Here is a 322-nt window from a genome sequence, read left to right as displayed (position 1 = left end):
TGGTCCCCACCGTCTTCGGAAACGACCCATTCCGGGAGTTCGGATGCAGCGCCGCTTCGGGGTCGCCCTTCTCATAACCGACGTGCTCGGTCAGCTCCGCCTGCAGCCCCCGCTCGAGACCGGTCTTGATCAGCTGCTGAATGAAGCCGCCGTCGCCATCGAGCTGAACCTCGCCGGCGTCGATCTTCGCGAACAAGTCATCCAGCATCCCGGACTCGATCAGACGCTGAGCACCCTCAGCCTGGGCCTTACGCCGCTCTTCACGCGCCGCCTTGTCGATAGCCAACAGTGTGTTTCCTTTCGTAAGGAGACCCACCCCTTA

Annotated in this window: 1 protein-coding gene; it reads right to left on the bottom strand. The window is 62.4% G+C overall.

What is annotated here, in order from left to right; genetic code table 11:
* The coding region (locus P2P98_RS16305) for a transposase (protein WP_275801295.1) at positions 1-289 on the bottom strand (289 nt) is incomplete at its 3' end.
* Positions 290-322 lie beyond the last annotated feature (33 nt).

The sequence above is a fragment of the Microbacterium sp. Kw_RZR3 genome, from assembly GCF_029222405.1.
Taxonomy (GTDB): Bacteria; Actinomycetota; Actinomycetes; order Actinomycetales; family Microbacteriaceae; genus Microbacterium.
This window is presented reverse-complemented; position numbering and strand designations above follow the sequence as displayed.